Source organism: Gemmobacter caeruleus (assembly GCF_008271655.1).
Classification (GTDB): Bacteria; Pseudomonadota; Alphaproteobacteria; order Rhodobacterales; family Rhodobacteraceae; genus Gemmobacter; species Gemmobacter caeruleus.
Window position 1 is genome coordinate 376695 of the sequence record NZ_VKKX01000044.1, and the last position, 18081, is coordinate 394775.

The 18081-nt window shown below is 65.9% G+C and carries 16 protein-coding genes and 1 tRNA gene; 8 read left to right on the forward strand and 9 right to left on the reverse strand.

Annotated elements, in window-relative coordinates; translation table 11 throughout:
• Window positions 1–2 precede the first annotated feature (2 nt).
• The 3 genes from FOA17_RS15150 to FOA17_RS15160 are packed head-to-tail and all read left to right on the forward strand — an operon-like array spanning window position 3 to window position 2529.
• Entirely contained in the window at window positions 3–803 is an 801-nt protein-coding gene (locus tag FOA17_RS15150) for a TatD family hydrolase (RefSeq protein ID WP_149142331.1), read from the forward strand.
• Window positions 803–1597 carry an MBL fold metallo-hydrolase gene (locus FOA17_RS15155; RefSeq protein ID WP_149142332.1) on the forward strand — a complete coding sequence of 265 codons (795 nt, stop codon included), beginning with the start codon at window positions 803–805 and terminating at the stop codon, window positions 1595–1597. Before FOA17_RS15150 ends, FOA17_RS15155 begins: the two co-directional genes overlap by 1 nt.
• Window positions 1594–2529 carry an AEC family transporter gene (locus tag FOA17_RS15160; RefSeq protein WP_149142333.1) on the forward strand — a complete coding sequence of 312 codons (936 nt, stop codon included), beginning with the start codon at window positions 1594–1596 and terminating at the stop codon, window positions 2527–2529. The genes FOA17_RS15155 and FOA17_RS15160 overlap by 4 nt, the downstream gene beginning before the upstream one ends.
• Window positions 2530–2709: 180 nt before the next feature.
• On the opposite strand, the gene FOA17_RS15165 is transcribed toward FOA17_RS15160, so the two are convergent.
• The 6 genes from FOA17_RS15165 to FOA17_RS15190 form a co-directional block, all read right to left on the reverse strand.
• Window positions 2710–3648 carry an ABC transporter permease gene (locus FOA17_RS15165; protein ID WP_149142334.1) on the reverse strand — a complete coding sequence of 313 codons (939 nt, stop codon included), beginning with the start codon at window positions 3646–3648 and terminating at the stop codon, window positions 2710–2712.
• Between the two features lie 101 nt (window positions 3649–3749).
• The gene (locus FOA17_RS15170) at window positions 3750–4997 is read right to left on the reverse strand and encodes an ABC transporter permease (RefSeq protein WP_149142335.1); all 1248 of its coding nucleotides are present in this window, start codon (window positions 4995–4997) and stop codon (window positions 3750–3752) included.
• 182 nt (window positions 4998–5179) lie between these two features.
• Window positions 5180–6250: an ABC transporter substrate-binding protein gene (locus tag FOA17_RS15175; RefSeq protein ID WP_149142336.1), complete on the reverse strand. Its 1071-nt coding sequence runs from the start codon at window positions 6248–6250 to the stop codon at window positions 5180–5182.
• Window positions 6251–6333: 83 nt separating this feature from the next.
• A complete protein-coding gene (locus FOA17_RS15180) occupies window positions 6334–7437 on the reverse strand; it encodes an ABC transporter ATP-binding protein (RefSeq protein WP_149142337.1) in 1104 nt (367 codons plus the stop codon).
• A gap of 410 nt (window positions 7438–7847) precedes the next feature.
• Window positions 7848–7934, reverse strand: a tRNA-Leu gene (locus FOA17_RS15185).
• 126 nt (window positions 7935–8060) lie between these two features.
• Complete coding sequence (locus FOA17_RS15190) at window positions 8061–9494, reverse strand: peptidoglycan-binding domain-containing protein (RefSeq protein ID WP_238991838.1); 1434 nt, start codon at window positions 9492–9494, stop codon at window positions 8061–8063.
• Between the two features lie 127 nt (window positions 9495–9621).
• Here FOA17_RS15190 and lipB point away from each other — a divergent pair, with 127 nt between their 5' ends.
• From lipB to FOA17_RS15205, 3 genes are all read left to right on the forward strand, one after another.
• Window positions 9622–10305 carry a lipoyl(octanoyl) transferase LipB gene (lipB, locus tag FOA17_RS15195; protein ID WP_149142339.1) on the forward strand — a complete coding sequence of 228 codons (684 nt, stop codon included), beginning with the start codon at window positions 9622–9624 and terminating at the stop codon, window positions 10303–10305.
• A gap of 141 nt (window positions 10306–10446) precedes the next feature.
• Entirely contained in the window at window positions 10447–10860 is a 414-nt protein-coding gene (locus tag FOA17_RS15200) for a c-type cytochrome (RefSeq protein ID WP_149142340.1), read from the forward strand.
• Window positions 10861–11104: 244 nt separating this feature from the next.
• Window positions 11105–12775, forward strand: coding sequence for a cytochrome c oxidase subunit I (locus FOA17_RS15205; RefSeq protein ID WP_149142341.1), 1671 nt, complete (start codon window positions 11105–11107; stop codon window positions 12773–12775).
• 62 nt (window positions 12776–12837) lie between these two features.
• Here the strand turns inward: FOA17_RS15205 and FOA17_RS15210 are convergent, their stop codons facing one another.
• Together FOA17_RS15210 and FOA17_RS15215 are read right to left on the reverse strand one after the other, a co-directional pair.
• Entirely contained in the window at window positions 12838–14127 is a 1290-nt protein-coding gene (locus FOA17_RS15210) for a prolyl oligopeptidase family serine peptidase (RefSeq protein ID WP_149142342.1), read from the reverse strand.
• A gap of 110 nt (window positions 14128–14237) precedes the next feature.
• Complete coding sequence (locus FOA17_RS15215) at window positions 14238–15506, reverse strand: calcium-binding protein (RefSeq protein ID WP_149142343.1); 1269 nt, start codon at window positions 15504–15506, stop codon at window positions 14238–14240.
• 187 nt (window positions 15507–15693) lie between these two features.
• Here FOA17_RS15215 and FOA17_RS15220 point away from each other — a divergent pair, with 187 nt between their 5' ends.
• A complete protein-coding gene (locus tag FOA17_RS15220; protein WP_149142344.1) occupies window positions 15694–16191 on the forward strand; it encodes a DUF2244 domain-containing protein in 498 nt (165 codons plus the stop codon).
• Between the two features lie 27 nt (window positions 16192–16218).
• Here the strand turns inward: FOA17_RS15220 and FOA17_RS15225 are convergent, their stop codons facing one another.
• Window positions 16219–16671 (reverse strand): GatB/YqeY domain-containing protein, encoded by a 453-nt coding sequence (locus FOA17_RS15225; protein WP_149142345.1) that lies wholly within the window; start codon window positions 16669–16671, stop codon window positions 16219–16221.
• Window positions 16672–16857: 186 nt separating this feature from the next.
• On the opposite strand from FOA17_RS15225, the gene carA reads away from it, so the two are divergent.
• Complete coding sequence (carA, locus tag FOA17_RS15230; protein ID WP_149142346.1) at window positions 16858–18012, forward strand: glutamine-hydrolyzing carbamoyl-phosphate synthase small subunit; 1155 nt, start codon at window positions 16858–16860, stop codon at window positions 18010–18012.
• Window positions 18013–18081: the final 69 nt, after the last annotated feature.

Sequence of the window (18081 nt, forward strand, 5' to 3'; positions counted from 1 at the left end):
CCATGACCCCGCCCGAGCTTGTTGACAGCCATTGCCATCTCGATTTCCCGGATTTCGAGGGCGAACTGCCCCGTATTCTTGACGCCGCCCGCGCCGCCGGCGTGCGCCGCATGGTCACCATCTGCACCCGGATGGAAAATGAGCCCAAGGTCCGCGCCATGGCCGAGGCGCATGAGGGCCTGTTCTACGCCGCCGGCATCCACCCGATGCGCGCCGCCGAAGACCCGCCGGTCACCGTGGCGCAGCTGGTGGCCCTGGCGCAGCACCCCAAGATGGTCGGCATCGGGGAAACCGGCCTCGACTACCACTATACCGCCGACAGCGCCGAGATTCAGAAGGAAAGCCTGCGCATCCATATCGCCGCTGCGCAGGAAACCGGCCTGCCGCTGATCATCCATGCCCGCGCCGCCGATGACGACATGGCCGCGATCCTGACCGAAGGCTATCGCGCAAGGCCCTTCGGCTGTGTGATGCACTGCTTTTCCTCCGGCCCCGGGCTGGCGCGAGCCGCGCTCGATCTGGGCTTTTACCTGTCGATGTCGGGCATCGCGACCTTTCCCAAAAGCCAGGAGCTGCGCGACATCTTCGCCGCCGCGCCGCTGGAGCGGATCCTGCTGGAAACCGACAGCCCCTATCTTGCCCCGGTGCCCTTCCGCGGCAAGCGCAACGAACCGGCCTATACCGCCTATACCGCCCGGACCGGCGCGCAGATTTTCGGCCTGACCGAAGCCGAATTCGCCGCCGCCACCACCGCCAATTTCGACCGCCTGTTCACCCGGGCCGCTATGGGGGTGACTGGCTGATGTATCGCTTCACCATCCTGGGCTGCGGATCCTCGGGCGGCGTGCCGCGGCTTGGCGGCGACTGGGGTGATTGCGACCCGGCCAATCCCAGAAACCGTCGCCGCCGCTGCTCGCTGCTGGTCGAGCGCATGGGCCCCGGCGGCACGACCCGCGTGCTGATCGACACCTCGCCCGACATGCGCGACCAGTTGCTCGATGCCGGCGTGGGCCAGCTTGACGGCGTGGCCTATACCCATGCCCATGCCGATCATGTGCATGGCATCGACGACCTGCGCCAGATCGTGTTCAACTTGCGCCACCGCCTTGCGGTCTGGGCCGATGGCCCCACGCAAGAGGCGCTGATCGCCCGCTTTGGCTATGCCTTCGTGCAACCGGCGGATTCGCCCTATCCACCGATCCTCGACCTGCACACGATCGACGGCGCCTTCACGATCGAGGGCGCTGGCGGCCCCGTCACCCTGCACCCTTTCACCGCTGATCACGGCTCGATCGACGCGCTCGGCTTTCGCATCGCAGGGCTGGCCTATCTGCCCGATGCCGTTGCCATCCCCGAAAGCAGCTGGCCGCTCCTGGCCGGGCTCGATGTCTTCATCGTCGATGCGCTGCGCCGCAAACCGCATCCGACGCATGCCCATCTTGCCCTCACGCTCGACTGGATCGCCCGCGCCGCCCCCGGCCGTGCCGTGCTGACCAACATGCATCTCGATCTGGATTACGCGACCCTCGCCGCCGAATTGCCGGGCCATGTCACCCCCGCCCATGACGGGATGACCATCGACCTGCCCGCCGCATGAACGCCGCGCTCGACGTTATCCTGCCGGTTTTCCTCGTCATCGCCGGCGGCTGGCTCGCCGCCTGGCGCGGCATCATCAGCGAAACCGCCATCGACGGGCTGATGCGCTTTGCCCAAGGTATCGCGGTGCCGGTGCTGCTGGCCCAAAGCATCGGCAAGCTCGACCTCGGCGCCAGCTACGATCCGGGTCTGTTCATCAGCTTTTACAGCGGCGCGTTCAGCGGCTTCGGCCTTGGCTTTCTCGGCGCGCGGCTGATGGGCCGACCGGCAACCGATGCGGTGGCGATCGGCTTTGCCGCGATGTTCTCCAACTCGCTGCTGCTCGGCGTGCCGATCACCGAACGCGCCTATGGGGCCGAGGCGCTCTCGGCCAATTTCGCCATCATCTCGATCCATTCGCCGCTGCTCTATCTGATCGGCATCGTCGCGATGGAACTGGCGCGCAGCCACGGCCACGGCCTGCCGGCCAGCACCATCGCCCGCCAGGTCGGCCGTGCCATCGCCACACAGCCGATGGTGCTGGGCATCGCCGCCGGGCTGATCATCAACCTCACCGGCAATCCGCTGCCCGGCTTTGTCTGGGACGCGATGAAGATCATCGCCGGCGCCGCCATCCCCTGCGCGCTGTTCGGTCTGGGCGGCGTGCTGCTGCGCCTCAAACCCGAAGGCGATGGCCGCGTCATCGCCCTGGTGGTGACGCTGTCGATCCTGATCCATCCGGCCATCACCTGGGCACTCGCCGCCCATGGCTTCGGCCTCGATATCGGCCAGATCCGCTCCGCCGTGATCACCGCCGCCATGGCGCCCGGCGTCAATGCCTATCTCTTTGCCAATACCTACGGCACCGCAAAACGCGTCGCTGCCTCGGCCGTGCTGATCGCCACACTGGCCTCGGTCGCGACCATCTGGTTCTGGCTGCAAATCCTGCCCTGACCGGCGACAGGGGCAACGCCCCCCCTTTCATCTGTTCCCAAATATCCCGGGGGATGGCGGCGGCACGCCGCCAGGGGGCAGCGCCCCCGCGCGCGGGCCAGCGGCCCGCGCCCTCCGGTCCTGAAACGGAACGGGGGCCCGCTAGGGCCCCCGCTCGGGTTCAGGACATTTCGCAAAGGGTCACTGCGGCGTGACACCCCGGATCCGCTCCGACCGGCGGCGCAGCAGCTCCACCGTGGCCAGCAGCGCGATGGAGATGATCACCAGGATCGTCGCCACAGACAGGATCGCCGGGCTGATCGCCTCGCGGATACCGTTCCACATCTGGCGCGGAATGGTCTGCTGTTCGGGGCCGGCGATGAACAGCACCGCCACCACCTCGTCGAACGAGGTGACAAAGGCGAACAGCGCGCCCGAAATCACCCCGGGCAGGATCAGCGGCAGCACCACCTTGAAGAAGGTCCGCGACGGCGAGGCGCCAAGGCTGGCCGCCGCCCGCGACAGCGACTGGTCAAAGCCGATCAGCGTCGCGGTCACCGTGATGATCACGAAGGGAATGCCCAGCGTGGCATGGGCCAGCACCACCCCGGTATAGGTCGATGTCAGCCGCCCGCATTCGGTGCCGATGATCGAACAGGGGTTGGAGTAGAAGAAGAACAGCCCCGTCGCGATGATGATGATCGGCACGATCATCGGCGAGATCAGCACCGCCATGATGATGCGGCGGAACGGCATCTCGCTGCGCGACAGGCCGAGCGCCGCCAGCGTGCCCAGCACGGTCGCGACGATGGTGGACCAGAAGCCGATGATGATCGAATTCTTGGCCGCCTTCACCCAGGTCGCGTTCTGCCAGACATCGGCCCACCAGCTCCCGTCGCGGGCGGCATCGGGCGCCACCATGCCGAAGGTCAGCAGCAGGTCATACCAGCGCATCGAATAGCCTTCGGGATCGAAGGTCAGCATCTTTTGCGTGAAGGTGAAATAGGGCTCGGCGTTGAAGCTGAGCGGCATCACGATCAGGATCGGCGCGATCAGAAAGATGAAGATTGCGGTGCAGATCACATGATAGGCGTAATACCAGGCACGTTCCAGCGGGTCGGCATAGACGGGCAAGGCCATGAGGTCGGTCTCCCTGTTCCGGTCCGCCGGGGGCGCTGCCCCCGGACCCCCGGGATATTTATGAACAGATGAAGGGGGGGCTGCGGCGCCCCGCCCGAAGATCAGCCGAGCTTGAGCTTGTCGATACCGACGAGCCGGTCATAGAGCCAGTAGAGCAGCAGCACGCCCAGCAGCAGCATGCCCGACAGCGCGGCGGCCAGCGACCAGTTGGATTTCGACATGTGGAACTGGATCAGGTTCGAGATGAGCTGGCCATCGGCGCCGCCGACCAGGGCCGGGGTGATGTAGTAGCCGACCGCCAGGATGAAGACGAGCAGCGCGCCGGCGCCGATCCCCGGCAGGGTCTGCGGCAGGTAGATGCGGCGGAAGGTCGTCCAGCTGGTTGCGCCGAGGCTGCGGGCGGCCCGGGCATAGGAGGGCTTGATCGTGCGCATCACCGAATAGAGCGGCAGCACCATGAAGGGCAGCAGGATATGCGTCATCACGATGATCGTGCCGGTCTGGTTGTAGATCATGGTGATCCGCCCGTCATCCGAGACCAGGCCGAGCGAGACGAGGATGTTGTTCACCACGCCCTGCCCCTGCAACAGCACGATCCAGCTGGTCGTGCGCACCAGAAGCGAGGTCCAGAACGGCAGCAGCACCAGGATCATCAGCAGGTTGGCCCGTGCCATCGGCAGCGTTGCCAGCAGATGCGCGATCGGAAAGGCCAGCAGCAGGCAGATGCCGGTGATCAGCGCCGAAAGGACGAAGGTCTTGGCAAAGAGCCAGATATAGATGCGTTCCTTTTCCGGCACCTGTTCGATCCCGCCATCGGCGGTGCGGGCGCGGTCGGTGGCGATCAGGTAGAAATCCGAGGTCCAGGGCGACGAGGCCGCGCGCATGGCCGACCAGATCAGCGGGTCGCCCCATTTCTTGTCCTGGGCCAGCAGCGCCTCCTTGAAGGGCGGTTCCAGCTTGTCGGCGCCCCGCGCCGAGGAGGTGAACAGCGACCGCGTGCCGGGGACGGTATAGTTGATGCGCGTGCCGGCCTCGCCGGCGGATTTGTTGTCCTTCATCTGGCGCAGGTCAGCGGCCAGGGCGGCAAAGGCCGCCTCGTCGGGGGCGGTGCCTTCGGGATTGGCGTCGAACCAGGCGGCCAGGTTCAGCGCCTCCTTGGAAAAGCCGTCATGATAGACCGAGCGTTGCAGCATCTGGCCGATCGGGATGATGAAGGTCACCACCACGAACAGCAAGAGCGGCGCGACCAGGAAAAAGGCCTTGCGGCGCGCGCGGGACTGCGCGGCGGCCAGGGCAGCCTTGAGCGGGCGGCCATCGGCTGTGGTGAGGGGGGCGGTGGTATCGGTCATCGCTCGTTCTCCTCTGGCGGCATCGCCAGACTGGACGGTTGAAGCGCCCGGTCTCCGGGCGTCGCGAAGCAAGGCGGCACGAAACAGCGATCCGGGAATTTCCCGGGCCGGCAAGGGCCGAAGGTCGGTGTGGTGACGGGAGGGCCGCAGGCGCCCCTCCCGTCGAAGTCAGGCCTGCCGGATCAGTTGGCGGCGAGCCAGGCGTTGAAACGCTCGTTCAGTTCCGAGTCGCGGTCCACCCAGAATTCGTAGGACGAGGGCAGCGCGTTGGTCAGGTTCTCGGCCGAGGTGGGCATATGCGGGCCCATTTCGGTCTTGCCGTCCATGAACAGGCCGACCAGAGCGCCCGAGGATTTGCGCGCCGGGCCATAGCTGATCCATTTGGCCTGATCGGCCAGACGCTGCGTATCGGTGGCGAAAGCCAGGAATTTCTTGGCTTCTTCCAGGTTCGGCGCGCCCTTCGGGATCACGAACAGGTCGTATTCATAGACCTGGCCATCCCAGACCACGGCGAAGGGTTTGCCTTCGGTCACGGCGGCGGCGAAGATACGACCGTTATAGGCGGTGGTCATCGCCACTTCGCCATCGGCGAGCAGCTGCGGCGGCTGGGCGCCGGCTTCCCACCAGATCGTGTCCTTCTTGATCTTGTCGAGCGTCGCGAAGGCGCGATCCACCCCTTCCGGGGTTTCCAGCGTGGCATAGACATCGGCAGCCGGCACGCCATCGGCCATCAGCGCCATTTCGAGGTTCGCCTTGGCGCCCTTGCGCATGGCGCGCTTGCCCGGGAATTTCTCCAGGTCAAAGAAATCGGCGATGGATTTCGGGCCTTCGGGGAATTTCGACGTGTCATAGGCGAAGACGGTCGAGAACACGATGGTCGAGACGGCGCAATCGGTCAGCGCGCCCGGCAGGAAGTCTTCGGTGGCGGGGGTGCCATCGGGGGCCGGCGGCAGCATGGCCGGGTCGATCTCTTCCAGCATGCCTTCGTCGCAGAGGCGGATCGCGTCGGCATATTCCACGTCGGCGATGTCAACGGTGACGTTGTTCGCCTCGACCATGGCCTTGACCGGGGTCGCCGGGTTGTCGGCATCGACCATGTTGACCTTCACGCCGGTTTCGGCGGTGTAGGGCTTGATATAGGCCTCGACCTGGCTGGTGGCGTAGGAGCCCCCCCAGGACATCACGGTCACATCGGCAAGCGCCGGCGCCGCGATGGCGGTCAGCGCGGTCGAGACGGCAAGAAGTTTCTTCATGGATATCTCCCAGGTTGGTCGGTTTGTTGGCGGCGCCCCGCAGGGTCACCGCAGTCTCCGGCGGGTTGCCCCGCCGGGATTCCTTACATCGGATCAAGCGCCCGCGCGTCGGCCGGATGCCAGCCGATCTTGATCTGCTGGCCGGGGCTGAGCTTGGTTTGCCCGATCGTGTTGCGCATCTTCATGACGAAATCATCATGGCCGGCGACGCGCAGCCGTGCGCGCAGAATATCGCCCATGTAGATGATTTCCAGCACCGTCGCGTCGATCATATGCGCGCCGGGGGGCATCATCTCGGGTTTGAACTCCACCCGTTCCGGCCGGATCGACACCAGGGTCTGCTGCCCTTTGGCGGTGACGTTGACCGGGGTCGCGTCGATCAGCTCGCCGGTCGAAAGCCGCACCAGCGCCTTGTCGCCCGACAGTTCCTCGACCGCGCCGGTCAGCTTGTTGTTCTCGCCGATGAACTGCGCGACAAAGCTGTTGTCGGGGCGTTCATACAGATCGGCGGGCGGGGCAAGCTGCTGGATGCGGCCATCGTTGAACACCGCGACGCGGTCCGACATGGTCAGCGCCTCGCCCTGGTCATGGGTCACATAGACCACGGTGATGCCCAGGCTTTCATGCAGGTGCTTGATCTCGAACTGCATGTGTTCGCGCAGCTGTTTGTCCAGCGCGCCGAGCGGTTCGTCCATCAGCACCAGCGCCGGATCGAAGACCAGCGCGCGGGCAAGCGCGATCCGCTGTTGCTGGCCGCCCGAAAGCTGGGCGGGGCGGCGATTGGCAAAGGCGCCCATCTGCACCATGTCCAGCGCGCGCTTGATCTTGGTCTCGCGCTCGTCCTTGCCCATGCCGCGCACCTCGAGCGGGAAGGACAGGTTCTCGCCCACCGTCATATGCGGGAACAGGGCGTAGTTCTGGAACACCATGCCGATGCCGCGCTTGTGCGGCGGCACGAGGTTGATGTTGCGCCCATCGAGCCTGATCTCGCCATGCGTGGCGGTCTCGAACCCGGCCAGCATCATCAGGCAGGTCGTCTTGCCAGAGCCGGACGGCCCGAGCATGGTCAGGAATTCCCCCTTCCCGATATTGAGATTGAGATCCTTCACGACCAGAGAAACGCCATCATAGCTTTTCTGAACATGATCGAAGACGACGAAATCGTCGCTGCGGGTTTCTGACGCCACCCCGGTCTCCCCGTGTTACGGCAGGTGATCCTGCACTGTTCTTGCCCCGACTAAAGCGGATGCCCCGGCCCATTGCAACGGCCATCTGACAGAAGGCATTGTCGTTGCGTCAGACGGCGAAGACCGGACATAAAACGACATTCCGGCGACGCAGAACGGCGCATTTCTTGCGCCCGCGCCCGTCCCCCGGCAGGGTCTACAACGGTATACAACTCAGGGGGAGAGAGAATCACCTTGGCGGGATCGTCTAGCGCATAATGCGGCGGCACAACCCCCGAAAACCGCCGGTTTTGCGGGCAAATCCGTCATCTGCCAGTCTGATTCGCCGCATGACACCCTGGTTTCGGGGCCGGAAACGCGAAACGCCGGGTGCTGGACCCGGCGCTTTCGAATTCCCTGCAAGAGCGGGATGGTGCGGATGAAAGGACTCGAACCTTCACGGGAGTTACCCCACAGCGACCTCAACGCTGCGCGTCTACCAATTCCGCCACATCCGCATGTCTTGGCTTGGTGGGCGCTGTCTAGCGCAGGCCATGGGCGATGAAAAGGGGATTTGCGACCGGGCGCGCTAAAATTTTTCGGGCCCCGCGCAGGGGCCCGAAATCGTATCCGCTGGCCCGGGTTCAGTTGCCCAGCATCAGCCGCGGCAGCGCCGTCATCACCGAAACGGCCTTGGCCGCGACCGCGGGCTGAGCTGCCGGCATGGCGGGGGCTGCGGGCTGCGGCGCGGGTTCGGTGACCGCGGCCTGCTGCACCGGCGCGGGCGCGACGGGGGCCAGTTCAACCACCGTGCCCGGGGCGGGCGTGGCGGGGGCCAGCACCGGCAGCGGCGCGGCGGGGGCGGCGGGCGCATCGCTGCGCCCGTTCAGCGCGAAGATCGCCTTGTGGACCAGATCCTGCTGACCGGCGGCGGCGCCGATCGACGGGCCCTGCCCCATCTCCATCCAGCCAAGCGCCAGATCGGGCCGGCGCGTCGCGCCGATGCCGTCGGCCAAGTGGAAGCCCGGCAGCGCCGCATAGCCCTGTTCGCCAAGCGCGGTCAGCACCAGGGCCGAGCCAAGCGCCACTTCGACATCATCGGTGGCATAACCGACGCCGAGACAGATCTTCGACGTGCCCGACAGTTGCGCCGGCGACATGCCGGAACTGGCGACGAATTGCGCCACCCCTGCCAGCACCTCATTGGCGGGCTTCAGCGAAACGGCGGTGACGTGATCCTTCAGCACCGGGCCAAAGGCCTTGCACTGTTCGGCCACCTGTTGCGGCGTGACGCCGGGCACGGCGCGGGCCATTTCCTCGCCCTGCTGGATCGCGGCGGCGCGGCTCAGGCAGAACTGCTCCGACAGCGCCTGCGACGGGTCCGACATCGAGGCCAGCGTCGCATAACCGCCATTCGCATTGGTCTTCAGCGAAACCGTATTGCAATGCGACGACAGCGAGACCAGCGTGCCGCCAAAGATGGGCAGCGCGGTTGCCGCCGGTGCCGGGGCCGCCGGGGCGGGTTCGGCCACCAGCGCGGGCAGCGCCGCGGTCGCGGCCCCCACGGCGGCGGGCGCGGCCATCCCGGCACTGCTGACGGCGGTGGAGGGCAGGCCCGCCATCTCGTCGCGCTGCACCAGAAGCAGCCCCTTCATCCCCATCGGATGCGTGGCGACGACCTGGCTGACCGCCGGGCCGCCCGCGACCGACCGGTGATAGGCGGTGACCAGGATCGAGCGTTCGTATTCGGTCAGCTGCCCGGTGGGCGGATAGCCCAGCGTCGCCTGGAACTGCGAAATCGCCGCCCGGCTTTTCGGGCCAAGCGCGCCATCGGGCGTGCCGACATTGAAGCCGAACTGGTTCAGCGCGGTCTGCACCTCGCGGTTCTGTTCGCGCTGCGCCGAGGACATGGAGGGTTTGGGCGTGGCGGCCTTGGTGGAGCGGCGCGTCGTGGTGCCCTGCGATTTGCGGCGCTGCTGGTCCTTGGCAATGGCGTGGCCGATCAGCCCGCCCACGATGGCGCCCGCAATCGCATCGCCCGCATCGGCGCGCACAGGTTCTGCGGGGGTGAAAGCCAAAGCGCTAGCCAGCGCACAACAGGTTGCAACGGTCATCGCTTTCATAGCAAGACTCCTGAAAAGGCGTTGATCAATTGCCCCAAGCCTAGCACGACACGCCCTGAATGCGAGAGGAAATGCACCAGCCATGGTGGAATGGACCCATCTTCCGGGCCTCAGCCCCTACCCCGAAACGCTGGCCGCGATGGAGGCCCGCGCCAATGCCATCGCCGCCGGCACCGCCGATGAGGCGATCTGGCTGCTGGAGCACCCGCCGCTCTATACCGCCGGCACCTCGGCCCGGCCCGAGGATCTGGTGGAGCCGGACCGCTTTCCCGTCTTCGATGTCGGGCGTGGCGGGCAATACACCTATCACGGCCCGGGTCAGCGAATCGTCTATGTCATGCTTGACGTGAAAAAGCGCGGCGGCGACGTGCGCTGTTTCGTGCGCAAGCTGGAAAACTGGGTGATCGCGGCGCTGGCCGAATTCAATGTTCGGGGCGAGATCCGGCCCGGCCGGGTCGGCGTCTGGGTCGAAAGGCCCGACCGGCCGCGCAATGCCGACGGCTCGGTCGCCGAAGACAAGATCGCGGCCCTGGGCATCAAGATCCGCAAATGGGTCAGCTTTCACGGCATCTCGATCAATGTGGAGCCGGATCTGGCGCATTTCGGCGGCATCGTGCCCTGCGGCATCCGCGATCACGGGGTCACCAGTCTGGTCGATCTGGGCCTGCCGGTGACCATGGCCGACCTGGACGCGGCACTGATGGCGAGCTTTGCCCGGGTGATGGAGGCCCCGCCCGCCTGCCAGAGCCCTGACGTCGCGCCATAGACATTTTGACAATTGTCAAACCGCGACACACAGTCCCATGGTATGCACCGGTCCGAGCGGTATGAAACGCCTCGCGCGTATACCGCGACCAATGTAACCGCGGGCCTGTCCCAAGCCTGACGCCAGACAAGGACGATCGAGATGAAACTGATGCTGACCGCCGCCCTCGCGACCCTCGCGCTTGCCGCCCCGGCGTTTGCCGAGGGTGACGCCGCCAAGGGCGAGGCCGATTTCAAGAAATGCAAGGCCTGCCACATGATCGTCGCCGATGATGGCACCGTGATCCAGAAGGGCGGCAAGACCGGGCCGAACCTGTACGGGGTGATCGGTCGTGCCGCCGGTTCGGCCGCCGATTTCAAATATTCCGACGCGCTGATCAAGCTCGGCGAGTCCGGCGAGGTCTGGACCGAGGAAGATCTGGCGGAATATGTCGCCGACCCGAACAAATACGTCGAGGAAAAGGTGGGCGACGCCGCGCTGAAGACCAAGATGACCTTCAAGCTGACCAAGGGCGGCGAGGACATGGCGGCCTATCTGGCCTCGGTCAAGCAATAAGCTTCGCCACGGCGAAAGCTGGAAAGGGGCGCCCTGCGGGGCGCCCCTTTTCGCATGTCGCGGCTCGGGCTGCGCGCAGGGCTGCGTCATTCCGTCGCAGCGGCATATGCGCCACGATCGCGAATTCTTGATACAGATCAAAGTCAGCGATTGCCGCCGCTGCGGCTCCGCTCTAGAAAAGCCGTATCAGGCGGCGGGATTCCCACCCGACCGCCGTTTTGACGCAACATAACGGGAGGAGCCAATGGCGGACGCAGCCATTCATGGCCACGAACACGACACGCGGGGCTTCTTTACCCGCTGGTTCATGTCTACGAACCACAAGGATATCGGGATTCTCTATCTTTTCGTCGCGGGCGCCACGGGCCTGTTGTCGGTGCTGTTCACCGTCTTCATGCGACTGGAACTGATGGAACCGGGCGTGCAGCACATGTGCCTTGAAGGCGCGCGGCTGTTTGCCGATGCGGCGCAGACCTGCACCCCGAACGGGCATCTCTGGAACGTCTCGATCACCGCGCATGGCGTGCTGATGATGTTCTTCGTCGTCATTCCGGCGCTGTTCGGGGGCTTTGGCAACTATTTCATGCCGCTCCAGATCGGCGCGCCGGACATGGCCTTCCCGCGCATGAACAACCTGTCCTTCTGGCTCTATGTCGCCGGCACCTCGCTGGCGGTGGCCTCGGTCTTCTCGCCGGGCGGCAATGACCAGGCCGGCGCGGGCGTGGGCTGGGTTCTGTATCCGCCGCTCTCGACCACCGAGGCCGGCTATGCGATGGACCTCGCGATCTTCGCCGTGCACCTGTCGGGTGCCTCGTCGATCCTGGGCGCGATCAACATCATCACCACCTTCCTGAACATGCGTGCCCCCGGCATGACCATGCACAAGGTGCCGCTGTTCGCCTGGTCGGTCTTCGTCACCGCCTGGCTGATCCTGCTGTCGCTGCCCGTGCTGGCCGGCGCCATCACCATGCTGCTGACCGACCGCAATTTCGGCACCACCTTCTTCTCGCCCTCGGGCGGCGGTGACCCGATCCTGTATCAGCACATCCTGTGGTTCTTCGGCCACCCGGAAGTGTATATCGTGATCGTGCCGGGCTTTGGCATCGCATCGCAGGTGATCGCCACCTTCTCGCGCAAGCCGATCTTCGGCTATCTGCCGATGGTCTATGCGATGGTCGGGATCGGTGTTCTGGGCTTCGTCGTCTGGGCGCACCACATGTATACCGTCGGCATGTCGCTGACCCAGCAGGCCTATTTCATGACCGCCACCATGGTGATCGCGGTGCCGACCGGCATCAAGATCTTCTCCTGGATCGCGACCATGTGGGGCGGCTCGATCGAGTTCAAGACGCCGATGCTGTTCGCCTTGGGCTTCCTGTTCCTGTTCACCGTGGGCGGCGTGACCGGCATCGTGCTGAGCCAGGCCGGCATCGACCGCGCCTATCACGACACCTATTACGTCGTGGCGCACTTCCACTACACCATGTCGCTGGGCGCTGCCTTCTGCATCTTCGCCGGGATCTACTTCTGGTTCGGCAAGATGTCGGGCCGGCACTACCCGGAATGGGCGGGCAAGCTGCATTTCGCGCTGTTCTTCATCGGCGCGAACCTGACCTTCTTCCCGCAGCACTTCCTGGGCCGTCAGGGCATGCCGCGCCGCTATATCGACTATCCGGAGGCCTTCGCCTACTGGAACAAGATCTCGTCGATCGGCGCCTTCCTGGCCTTCGCATCCTTCGTGTTCTTCATCGGCATCGTGTTCTACAGCCTGTTCTTCGGCAAGCGCGTGACCGAAAAGAACTACTGGAACGAATATGCCGACACGCTGGAATGGACCCTGCCCTCGCCGCCGCCCGAACATACGTTCGAGCAGCTGCCCAAGCGTGAGGACTGGGACAAGGGCCACGCCCACTAAGGCGCCCCCCGAAACAGGAAAGGCCCCGGCACCGCCGGGGCCTTTTGCTTTGGGCGGAGGGGTCAGAGCGTCTGACGCAAGAGCCAGTCGCGCAGGCCGGAAATGCCATAGGCGATGCGCCAGGTGCCCAGATGATCGACCGCGCCGCCGGTCTGGCCGGGCAGCGCCACCGTATTCCGGGCAAAGGCGGTGAAGTTGATCTGCCGCCCCTCGGCCTCTTGCGCGGCGACGGCTTTGGCAAGGCTTTCGGGGCTGGCGCTGCCATCCCAGGTCGCGCGGGCTACCGGGGTGCCGGCGGCCTCGATCACCTCCATGATGGCGGTCTGGCCGGGGAAGGCCTTGGTATCGCCTTCGGCCACCACGACCCAGAGCTTCTTGCCCGCCAGCGGCGCGCAAAGCGTGGCATCCCATTGGCAGGCCACCAGCAGGCTGGCCGCGAACAGGTCGGGATATTTCAGGTTCATCGCGATCGCGGTCATGCCGCCGCCCGACTGGCCGGTCGCGTAAAGCCGCGTGCGATCCAGCCCGTATTGCGCCACCAGGGCCTGAACCAGCGCAATCGTCGCCTCCATATGCGGCGTGGTCTGCGACTGGTCATTGGCAATCTGCGCGTCATATTGCGGCGCCAGCACAAAGGCCGGATGGCGCGCCTGATCGGCCGGATCGGCAAAGGCCACGGCACCCAGGCCCTGAAACAGCGTATTATCCGCCACCGGGCTGGTGACCCCGGCATCATGCATGAACAGCACCAGCGGATAGCGCCGGGCCGGATCGTAATCCGCCGGAACATACAGATTATAGGCCAGCGTCAGCCCCGTGCCCGGATCGGTGAAGCTGAGTTGCCGGAAATCGTCGATCACCAGATTGCGGATGATCGTCGTCTCGACCGGCAGGGCAAGCGGTGGCACGGCGCTGCCCTCGACCGCCTGCATCGCAGGGGTGGCAGTCACGCGCGCAACGGGCAGGAGGCGCCGGGCCTCGCGCCCATTCATCGCCACCAGCCGGGCCGCGTCATCGTCTTCGGAAAGTTCGATGATGACAAAGTTGCCATCCGCCGGCACCGGCGCCGGGGCCGAAGAGAGCGCGGCATAAGCGCGCGTGACGGTGCGCCCCGCAACCGCGAATCCCGCAAGGCCCACGCTCTTGGCCGCGATCGGCCGGTCATAAGCCAGCGCAACCGCGATCAGGCGCGGCCCGTCGCCGAACACCCGCGTCACCGCGACCGCCCCCTTCAGCACCGCATTGGCCGGCGGCGGCGGCGGCCCACCCTCCTGTGCCTGCACGGCGGGGGCAAGGGCGCCGCTCAGCGCAAGCGCGGCGGCGGAGGTCAGAAGATGACGGCGGGACAGCATGGAAACCTCGTGCAACGAACCAGAACCACGATACGCCCACGCGCGGGACTTCTGTCGAAAAAAGCCCCGGCGAATGCCGGGGCTTGCAACCGTTAGTGCCGAATGGCGGCTTACAGGATCAAATCCCCCAGCCCGAGGCCGCTCAGCCCGTGCAGTTCCAGCCGGGCATCGGCGGTGCCGTCGCCGTCACGGTCCAGCAAGAGGTTCACGCCATCGGCATCGCGGGTAAAGCGCAGCTCCGCCTCGCCCTCGCCGGAAAACGCCCGCCGCGCGATGAAATCCACCCCGAGGCCCCGGAACGACAGATGATCCTCGCCGCGATGGAAATCGCTGATCTCGTCGCCGCGCATCTCGCTGGCCGCGCGGAAGCGGAACACATCGGCCCCGCGCCCACCGGTCAGGTCGTCCGCGCCCTGCCCGCCAATCAGCGTGTCATCGCCCGCACCGCCGCCCAGATCATCGGCGCCGCGCCGGCCAGTCAGGCGGTCATCGCCGCCGCGCCCGCGCAGATCGTTGCTGCCGGCATTGCCCGACAGCCGGTCATCGCCGGCCGCGCCGGTCAGATCCTCGATGCTGATAAAGCGGTCATTGCCGTGCCCGGTATTCTGCGCGCCGGTATGGGACAGATCGACCCGCACCCCGGACCGCCCGGCAAAGACCACGTCGTCATCGCCCGCGCCGCCACGATAGCAATCGTCGCCATCGTCGTCGAAGCCGCCGCTGAACCGGTCATCGTCCCGTCCGCCGCGATATTCGTCATCGTCGTCCTGGCTGTCGGCGCGGCCATCCTCGGCCGCAATGGCGGCCGCGACGCCGGCCTCGGTCAGGGTCAGCGCGCCATGGCCATCGGCCACCTCGACCCAGAGATCTGTGCCGGTCAGTTGGGCATAGATCTCCCATTCCGGGCCGTCGTCATCGGCCTCGACCTTGACGACATGATCCCCGACCACGGTATAGGTTTCATCGCGCGAGATATATTCGCGCTCCTCGCGGCCATCGTCCTTCTGTTCGAAGATCTGCGCGACGCTGCCATCGGCGTTGAAGGTGATGCGGTAGACATCGCCCTCCTCGATCCGGTCATCATCGCCCGCACTGCCGCCCAGGCCCGCCAGCACACCGGGAATATCGGCCGGTTCCAGCACGCCATGCCCATCGGCGACCTCGTGCCAGACATCGCTGCCCGGCACCTGCACCAGCACCGCCCATTCGGCATCGACGCCGGAATGTTCGCGATGCAGCACCGCGTCGCCATAGAGGGTAAAGCTTTCGTCACTGTCGATCTGGTCGCGTTCAAAGGCGCCGTCGTCCCATTCCCAGGCCGCGGTGGCCACGCCATTGGCGTCGAAGGTGAACTTGTAGCGGTCGTCGGAGCTGCTCATCTCTCTGTCTCCTGTTATCGGGCCCAGGCCGGGCCCTTGCCGCATCATGCCTAGCGCAATTGGCGCGTCCCGGCTTCGGACCAAGGTCGGGGCCTTGCGGGGCAGAGGTCTGACCGCGCCATTCAATGCGCGGAACCCGGCGCAATCAGGGCCTTTTCCCGGCGGAAAACCGCGCTAGAAAGGGGACATGCCCTATGAATGGCTTCCCTCGGCGCCCGACGGCGACCGGCTGCATCTGTGGCCCTATCGGTCGCTGCCGAGGCGCGGTTTCGTGTGGTTTGTCGGCGGCACGGCGGCGCTGATCGCGGTGCCGCTGCTGGCGGTGATCGGCTCGCCGGTCCTCTGGGCCTTGCTGCCCTTTCTGGTCGCCGCCATCGCCGCAATCTGGTGGGCGCTGGAGCGATCCTATCGTGACGGCGCCATCCTGGAGGAACTGGTGCTGACCGAGGCGCGCATCACCCTGACGCGCAGCGGCCCGGGGCGCCAGCGCCGCCAATGGGAGGCGAACCCCTATTGGGTGCGCGTGACACGCCATGGCCAGGGCGGCCCGGTGCCTGACTATCTGACGCTGGAAGGGGGCCCGCGCGTGGTGGAGATCGGCGCCTTTCTCACCCCCGAGGAACGGCAGAGCCTGGAGGCAGAGCTGCGCGCCCGCCTTGCCGCGCGGCGCGGGCGCCCCGGCTGAACCGGGGGCGCCTTCCATCCGGCCCGGTCAGGCCAGCATGTCTTTCACGGTCGGGCCGACGGCGCCGAAATCCATCTGGCCGGTATATTTGCCCTTCAGCACCGCCATGACCTTGCCCATGTCGCGGATGCTGGTGGCACCCGCCTCGGCAATCGCGGCCTGAATGGCGGCAGAGACCTCATCGGCGCTCAGCTGCTTGGGCAGGAATTCCGAGATCACCTTGATTTCGGCCAGTTCCTTTTCCGCCAGTTCCAGCCGGCCGCCCTCTTCATAGGCGCGGGCGCTTTCCTGGCGCTGCTTCACCATCTTGCCCAGAATGGCCAGGATCGCGGCATCATCCACCTCGCCGCCCTCGGCGCGCACGGCAATCTCGCGGTCCTTGATGGCGGCATTGATCAGGCGCAGCGCCGAAAGACGGTCGGCCTCCTTGGCCTTCATCGCTTCTTTCAGCGTGGTCTGAAGCTGGTCGCGCAAGCTCATGGAAACTCCGTTGGCCTGTTTCGGGAAGCCCCATCCTATCCGCTCACGCTTTGTAACACAATGGTTGCAATAATGCGTAACTTATTGATTTTATTATACAACATTTTTGCCCTCCGACAGGTCGCATTCCGCTTGACCCCCCGGGGCCATGACCGTAGTTTCCCCCCGTTTATCCGGAGAGTCGCCATGCCCCAGACGCAAGTCCCCACCGCCTGCCTCGCCCTCGCAGACGGCACGATCTTCTACGGCAAGGGTTTTGGCGCCGTGGGTGAAACGGTGGCAGAACTGGTGTTCAACACCGCGATGACCGGCTATCAGGAAATCATGACCGATCCCTCTTATGCCGGGCAGATCGTCACCTTCACCTTCCCGCATATCGGCAATACCGGCGTCACCGCCGAGGATGACGAAACGACCGAGCCGGTCGCGGCCGGCATGGTGGTGAAATGGGATCCGACCGAGCCGTCGAACTGGCGCGCCACCTCGGATCTGCAAGCCTGGATGGCGGCCAAGGGGCGCATCGGCATCGGCGGCATCGACACCCGCCGCCTGACCCGCGCGATCCGGCAACAGGGCGCGCCGCATGTGGCGCTGGCCTTTGATCCCGAAGGCAAATTCGACATCGAGGCGCTGGTGGCCAAGGCCCGCGCCTGGCAGGGCCTCGTCGGGCTCGATCTGGCCAAGGACGTGACCTGCGCGCAAAGCTATCGCTGGGATGAGATGCGTTGGGCCTGGCCCGAAGGCTACAGCCGCCGCGAAGGCCCGGGCCTGCGTGTGGTCGCCGTGGATTACGGCGCCAAGCGCAACATCCTGCGCTGCCTCGCCTCGGCCGGCTGCGAGGTGACGGTCCTGCCCGCCACCGCCACCGCCGAAGAGGTGCTGGCCCATGACCCCGAGGGCGTGTTCCTGTCGAACGGCCCCGGCGACCCGGCCGCGACCGGCAGCTATGCCGTGCCGATGATCCAGGAGGTGCTGAAGCGCGACCTGCCGGTCTTTGGCATCTGCCTTGGCCACCAGATGCTCGCGCTCGCGCTTGGCGCGCAGACGGTCAAGATGGGCCACGGCCATCACGGCGCCAACCATCCGGTCAAGGAGGTCGGCACCGGCAAGGTGGAGATCACCTCGATGAACCACGGTTTTACCGTGGACGCGCAGACCCTGCCGGCCGGCGTGGTGGAAACCCATGTCTCGCTGTTCGACGGCACCAATTGCGGCATCGCGGTCGAGGGCAAGCCGGTCTTCTCGGTCCAGCATCACCCCGAGGCCAGCCCCGGCCCGCAGGACAGCTTCTACCTGTTCGAGCGCTTCGCCGAGGCGATGCGCGCGCGTCGCGCCGGCTGATCCGCCGGGCCGCTACCGGAGTGGGGTTAACCATACCTTAACCTTTCTCGCGTCAGGCTCCTGAAAACG

What these genes read in the sequence shown, in the direction of transcription:
- FOA17_RS15175 (WP_149142336.1), bottom strand. Translation starts at nt 6,250, where the DNA reads ATGAAGAAACTTCTTGCCGTCTCGACCGCGCTGACCGCCATCGCGGCG.
- FOA17_RS15225 (WP_149142345.1), bottom strand. Translation starts at nt 16,671, where the DNA reads ATGAGCTTGCGCGACCAGCTTCAGACCACGCTGAAAGAAGCGATGAAG.
- FOA17_RS15205 (WP_149142341.1), top strand. Translation starts at nt 11,105, where the DNA reads ATGGCGGACGCAGCCATTCATGGCCACGAACACGACACGCGGGGCTTC.
- FOA17_RS15210 (WP_149142342.1), bottom strand. Translation starts at nt 14,127, where the DNA reads ATGCTGTCCCGCCGTCATCTTCTGACCTCCGCCGCCGCGCTTGCGCTG.
- FOA17_RS15220 (WP_149142344.1), top strand. Translation starts at nt 15,694, where the DNA reads ATGCCCTATGAATGGCTTCCCTCGGCGCCCGACGGCGACCGGCTGCAT.
- carA (WP_149142346.1), top strand. Translation starts at nt 16,858, where the DNA reads ATGCCCCAGACGCAAGTCCCCACCGCCTGCCTCGCCCTCGCAGACGGC.
- FOA17_RS15200 (WP_149142340.1), top strand. Translation starts at nt 10,447, where the DNA reads ATGAAACTGATGCTGACCGCCGCCCTCGCGACCCTCGCGCTTGCCGCC.
- FOA17_RS15170 (WP_149142335.1), bottom strand. Translation starts at nt 4,997, where the DNA reads ATGACCGATACCACCGCCCCCCTCACCACAGCCGATGGCCGCCCGCTC.
- FOA17_RS15150 (WP_149142331.1), top strand. Translation starts at nt 3, where the DNA reads ATGACCCCGCCCGAGCTTGTTGACAGCCATTGCCATCTCGATTTCCCG.
- lipB (WP_149142339.1), top strand. Translation starts at nt 9,622, where the DNA reads ATGGTGGAATGGACCCATCTTCCGGGCCTCAGCCCCTACCCCGAAACG.
- FOA17_RS15155 (WP_149142332.1), top strand. Translation starts at nt 803, where the DNA reads ATGTATCGCTTCACCATCCTGGGCTGCGGATCCTCGGGCGGCGTGCCG.
- FOA17_RS15215 (WP_149142343.1), bottom strand. Translation starts at nt 15,506, where the DNA reads ATGAGCAGCTCCGACGACCGCTACAAGTTCACCTTCGACGCCAATGGC.
- FOA17_RS15160 (WP_149142333.1), top strand. Translation starts at nt 1,594, where the DNA reads ATGAACGCCGCGCTCGACGTTATCCTGCCGGTTTTCCTCGTCATCGCC.
- FOA17_RS15165 (WP_149142334.1), bottom strand. Translation starts at nt 3,648, where the DNA reads ATGGCCTTGCCCGTCTATGCCGACCCGCTGGAACGTGCCTGGTATTAC.